This is a genomic window from Streptomyces sp. NH27 (assembly GCF_056859195.1).
The window spans coordinates 1-5,247 of the sequence record NZ_JACEGK010000545.1 but is presented as its reverse complement, the minus strand read 5'-3'; the positions used below and the strand labels follow the sequence as shown (position 1 = coordinate 5,247).

Annotated in this window: 5 protein-coding genes; all 5 read left to right on the top strand. The window is 70.5% G+C overall.

What is annotated here, in order from left to right; all coding sequences use genetic code 11:
- Window positions 1-318 precede the first annotated feature (318 nt).
- Window positions 319-408: a K(+)-transporting ATPase subunit F gene (gene kdpF, locus AC13HU_RS31525; RefSeq protein ID WP_328470540.1), complete on the top strand. Its 90-nt coding sequence runs from the start codon at window positions 319-321 to the stop codon at window positions 406-408.
- On the top strand, window positions 408-2,072 hold the full coding sequence (gene kdpA / locus AC13HU_RS31520; RefSeq protein WP_483045393.1) for a potassium-transporting ATPase subunit KdpA: 1,665 nt from the start codon (window positions 408-410) through the stop codon (window positions 2,070-2,072). The genes kdpF and kdpA overlap by 1 nt, the downstream gene beginning before the upstream one ends.
- A complete protein-coding gene (gene kdpB, locus AC13HU_RS31515; RefSeq protein WP_483045392.1) occupies window positions 2,072-4,210 on the top strand; it encodes a potassium-transporting ATPase subunit KdpB in 2,139 nt (712 codons plus the stop codon). Before kdpA ends, kdpB begins: the two co-directional genes overlap by 1 nt.
- Before the next feature lie 15 nt (window positions 4,211-4,225).
- Window positions 4,226-4,840 carry a potassium-transporting ATPase subunit KdpC gene (gene kdpC, locus AC13HU_RS31510; protein ID WP_483045391.1) on the top strand — a complete coding sequence of 205 codons (615 nt, stop codon included), beginning with the start codon at window positions 4,226-4,228 and terminating at the stop codon, window positions 4,838-4,840.
- A gap of 2 nt (window positions 4,841-4,842) precedes the next feature.
- Window positions 4,843-5,247: response regulator (locus AC13HU_RS31505; RefSeq protein ID WP_483045390.1), on the top strand; the 405-nt coding region annotated here is incomplete at its 3' end.

The following is a 5,247-nucleotide window of genomic DNA, read 5'->3' as shown; positions in this document are numbered from 1 at the left end:
GCCCCTACTGCCCGGCCCACCCCGACCCGGCCGTAGCCGCCGGCCCCGCTCCGGCGTCAAGACGCCGTCAAGGCCGCAGGTGAGCGCGTCAGGAAGGCGCTAACGGGGACCTCCCGGCAGGCCCGGGCGGGATTCAGTAAGGAAGCCGACCGGCGGACCGGTCGGCATCGCCCACCGGCCGGCGCACGGCTCGTGGGTGGTCCCGTCCCCTTCGAACGACTGCCCGGGGTGCTTTCGCATGCCAGACCTCCTGTTCATCCTCCTCACCGTCGTGGTGTTCGCCGTCATCGGCCTCGTGGCCAAGGGGGTGGAACGGCTGTGAGCGCGGAGAACATCGTCGGACTCGTCGTCGCCGTGGCCCTGGTCGGTTACCTGGTGCTGGCCCTGATCCACCCGGAGAAGTTCTAGTGAACGACACCCTCGCGGGCTGGCTGCAGATACTCGCGCTGCTCGCCGTACTCGCCCTGTCCTACCGGCCGTTGGGCGACTACATGGCCCACGTGCTGACCTCCGCCCGGCATCTGCGGGTGGAGCGGCTGATCTACCGCGCCGGCGGGGTCGACGGCGACGCCGACCAGCGCTGGCCGGTCTACCTGCGCAGCGTGCTGGCGTTCTCCGCGGTGTCCGTGCTGTTCCTGTACGGGTTGCAGCGGCTGCAGAACCACCTGCTGCTGGCGATCGGCATGAAGGCGGTGACGCCGGGCGTGGCCTTCAACACCGCGGCCTCCTTCGTCACCAACACCAACTGGCAGTCGTACTCGGGCGAGACCACGATGGGCCACCTGGTGCAGATGGCCGGGCTCGCGGTGCAGAACTTCGTGTCGGCCGCGGTGGGCATCGCGGTCGTCGCGGCCCTGATCCGCGGCTTCACCCGCAAGCGCACCGACCGGGTCGGCAACTTCTGGGTGGACCTGACCCGGATCGTGCTGCGGGTGCTGCTGCCGATGGCGTTCGTCTTCGCGATCGTGCTCGTCGCGGGCGGCGCGGTGCAGAACTTCCACGGCGTGCAGTCGATCTCCACGCTCGTCGGCGACCACCAGAGCATCACCGGCGGACCGGTCGCCTCGCAGGAGGTGATCAAGGAACTCGGCACCAACGGCGGCGGCTTCTACAACGCCAACTCCTCGCACCCGTTCGAGAACCCCAACGCGTTCACCAACATCGTCGAGATCTACCTGCTGCTGGTGATCGCGGTCAGCCTGCCGCGCACCTTCGGGAAGATGGTCGGCGACAAGCGCCAGGGCTACGCGATCCTCGCGGTGATGGCGCTGATCTGGGCCGCGTCGGTGACCGTGATCACCGTCAACGAGCTGCACAGCGTGCACAGCGCGGCCGGCCACGCGGCCGGCGGGATGATGGAGGGCAAGGAGCAGCGGATCGGCGTGTGGGGGTCGGCGCTGTTCGCCACGTCCACCACGCTCACCTCGACCGGCGCGGTCAACTCCTTCCACGACTCGTACTCGCCGCTCGGCGGCGGCATGACGATCTTCAACATGATGCTGGGCGAGATCGCGCCCGGCGGCACCGGCTCCGGCCTGTACGGCATCCTCGTCCTGTCGATCATCGCGGTGTTCGTGGCCGGGCTGATGGTCGGCCGCACCCCGGAGTACCTGGGCAAGAAGCTCGGCGGCCGGGAGATGAAGTTCGCGTCGCTGTACATCCTCACCACCCCCGCGGTGGTGCTGGTCGGCTCGGGGCTGGCGATGGCGCTGCCCGGCGAGCGGGCCGGGATGCTCAACTCCGGTGCGCACGGCTTCTCCGAGGTGCTGTACGCCTTCACCTCCGCCGCCAACAACAACGGCTCGGCGTTCGCCGGTCTTTCGGTCAACACCAACTGGTACAACACCGCGCTCGGGCTGGCGATGCTCGTCGGCCGGTTCCTGCCGATGGTGTTCGTGCTCGCACTGGCCGGCTCGCTCGGCAAGCAGCAGCCGGTGCCCGCGACCGCGGGCACCCTGCCCACCCACCGGCCGCAGTTCGTCGGCCTGCTCACCGCGGTGATCGTCATCGTGGTCGGGCTCACCTACTTCCCGGCGCTCGCGCTGGGCCCGCTCGCGGAAGGTCTGCACTGATGTCGTCCCTGACCACTCTGGAACCCCCCGCGTCGCCGGGGCCGGCGCCCCAACGCCAGGAGCAGCACCGGGTTTCCGGCGGCATGCTCGACCCCAAGCAGCTGCTGACCTCGCTGCCGGACGCGTGCCGGAAGCTCGACCCCCGGGTGATGGTCAAGAACCCGGTGATGTTCGTGGTCGAGGTCGGCTCGGTGCTGACCACGCTGGTGGCGATCAAGGACCCGAGCGTCTTCGCCTGGGTGATCACCGCGTGGCTGTGGCTGACCGTGGTCTTCGCCAACCTCTCCGAGGCGGTCGCCGAAGGGCGCGGCAAGGCGCAGGCCGAGACGCTGCGCCGGACCAAGACCGCCACCGTCGCCCGCCGGCTGGCCTCCTTCCGGCCCGGCGCGCCGGGACCGGAGGAGGAAGTGGCCGCCGCCTCGCTGCGGCTGGGCGACCACGTGGTGGTCGAGGCCGGGCAGACCATACCCGGTGACGGCGACGTCGTGGAGGGCGTCGCGTCGGTCGACGAGTCCGCGATCACCGGTGAGTCCGCGCCGGTGATCCGCGAGTCCGGCGGCGACCGCTGCGCGGTGACCGGCGGCACCTCGGTGCTCTCCGACCGGATCGTCGTGAAGATCACCTCCAAGCCCGGCGAGACGTTCATCGACCGGATGATCGCGCTGGTGGAGGGCGCGGCCCGGCAGCGTACGCCGAACGAGATCGCGCTCAACATCCTGCTGGCGTCGCTGACCATCGTCTTCCTGCTCGCCGTGGTGACGCTCCAGCCGTTCGCGATCTACGCGGGCGCCGAGCAGTCCCTGGTGATCCTGGTGTCGCTGGTGGTGGCGCTGATCCCGACCACGATCGGGGCGCTGCTGTCGGCGATCGGCATCGCCGGCATGGACCGGCTGGTGCAGCGCAACGTGCTGGCGATGTCCGGGCGCGCGGTCGAGGCCGCGGGCGACGTGACCACGCTGCTGCTGGACAAGACCGGCACCATCACGCTCGGCAACCGGCAGGCCGCGGAGTTCCTGCCCGTGGCCGGCACCACCGTCGAGGAACTGGCCGACGCGGCCCAACTGTCGTCGCTGGCCGACGAGACCCCCGAGGGCCGCTCGATCGTGGTGCTCGCCAAGGAGCGCTACGGCCTGCGGGCGCGCGCCGAAGGACGGCTGCCGCGGGCGGAGTTCGTGCCGTTCACCGCGCAGACCCGGATGAGCGGGGTGGACCTGGCCGAGGACGGCGGCCGGCGCAGCCTGCGCAAGGGCGCCGCGAGCTCGGTGATGCAGTGGATACGGGACAACGGCGGCCGGCCCGCCGAGGACGTCGGCCCGCTGGTCGACGCGATCGCGGGCGGCGGCGGCACCCCGCTGGTCGTGGGCGAGGTCGTCCGCCGGGACGGGGCGGTCACCGCGTCGGTGCTCGGCGTGATCAACCTCAAGGACGTCGTCAAGGCCGGCATGCGCGAACGCTTCGACGAGCTGCGCCGGATGGGCATCCGCACCGTGATGATCACCGGCGACAACCCGCTCACCGCCAAGGCCATCGCCGACGAGGCCGGCGTCGACGACTTCCTCGCCGAAGCCACCCCCGAGGACAAGATGGCGCTGATCAAACGGGAGCAGGCCGGCGGAAAGCTCGTCGCCATGACCGGCGACGGCACCAACGACGCACCCGCCCTCGCCCAGGCCGACGTCGGCGTCGCCATGAACACCGGCACCTCCGCCGCCAAGGAGGCCGGGAACATGGTCGACCTGGACTCCAACCCCACCAAGCTCATCGAGATCGTCGAGATCGGCAAGCAACTACTCATCACCCGGGGCGCGTTGACGACCTTCTCGATCGCCAACGACGTGGCGAAGTACTTCGCGATCATCCCCGCGATGTTCGCCGGGGTCTATCCGGGCCTGCGCCACCTCAACGTCATGGACCTGCACAGCCCGACCTCGGCGATCACCTCGGCGATCATCTTCAACGCGCTGATCATCGTGGCCCTGATCCCGCTGGCGCTGCGCGGGGTGCGCTACAAGCCGTCGTCGGCCTCGGCGCTGCTGAGCCGCAACATCTGGGTGTACGGCCTGGGCGGGCTGGTCCTGCCGTTCGTCGGCATCAAACTCATCGACCTCGTCGTGCAGTTCGTCCCCGGACTGAACTGAGAAAGGGAAGTCATCATGCGTATCGTGCGCAGTCATCTGGCGGCCCTGCGGATGCTCCTGGTCTTCACCGTGCTCTGCGGGCTGGCGTATCCGCTGCTGGTCACCGGCGTCGCCCAGGCGGCGTTCCCCGGCCGGGCCAACGGCTCGCAGGTGAAGCTGGACGGCAAGGTCGTCGGCTCCAGCCTGATCGGGCAGAACTTCGACCTGCCCAAGAAGCACCCGAACGACCCCGACGAGGTGGCGAAGCCGGACCCGAAGTGGTTCCAGCCGCGGCCGTCGTCCGGCGGCTACGACCCGCTGGCCTCCGGCGCGTCCAACCTCGGCCCGAACGACCCCGACCTGGTCAAGGCGATCAAGGAGCGCCGGGCCGCGATCGCCGCGTTCGACGGGGTGGACCCGAAGGACGTACCGGCCGACGCGGTCACCGCCTCCGGCTCCGGCCTGGACGCCGACATCTCGAAGGCGTACGCCGCCGAGCAGGTCGACAGGGTCGCGCGCGCCCGCGGCCTGAGCACCGCCAAGGTGCGCGACCTGGTGGCGGCGAGCACCCACGGCCGGCCGCTGGGCTTCCTCGGCACGCCGTACGTCGACGTGGTCACCCTCAACCTGGCGCTCGCGAAGCTGGGTTGACCATGACGCGCATCCTCGTCGTCGATGACGAACCGCAGATCGTCCGGGCCCTGGTGATCAACCTGCGGGCACGCCGCTACGAGGTGGACGCCGCCTACGACGGCACCACCGCGCTGCGGATGGCCGCCGACCGGCACCCGGACGTGGTGCTGCTCGACCTCGGCCTGCCCGACATGGACGGCGTGGACGTGATCGCCGGGATACGGGGCTGGACCCGGGTGCCGATCATCGTGCTGTCGGCCCGGCACAGCTCCGACGAGAAGGTGGAGGCGCTGGACGCGGGCGCGGACGACTACGTCACCAAGCCGTTCGCGATGGACGAGTTGCTGGCCCGGCTGCGGGCGGCCGAGCGGCGCCGCTCCGACCAGGAGCAGGAGCCGGCGGCCGCCCGCCTGGAGACGGCGGCC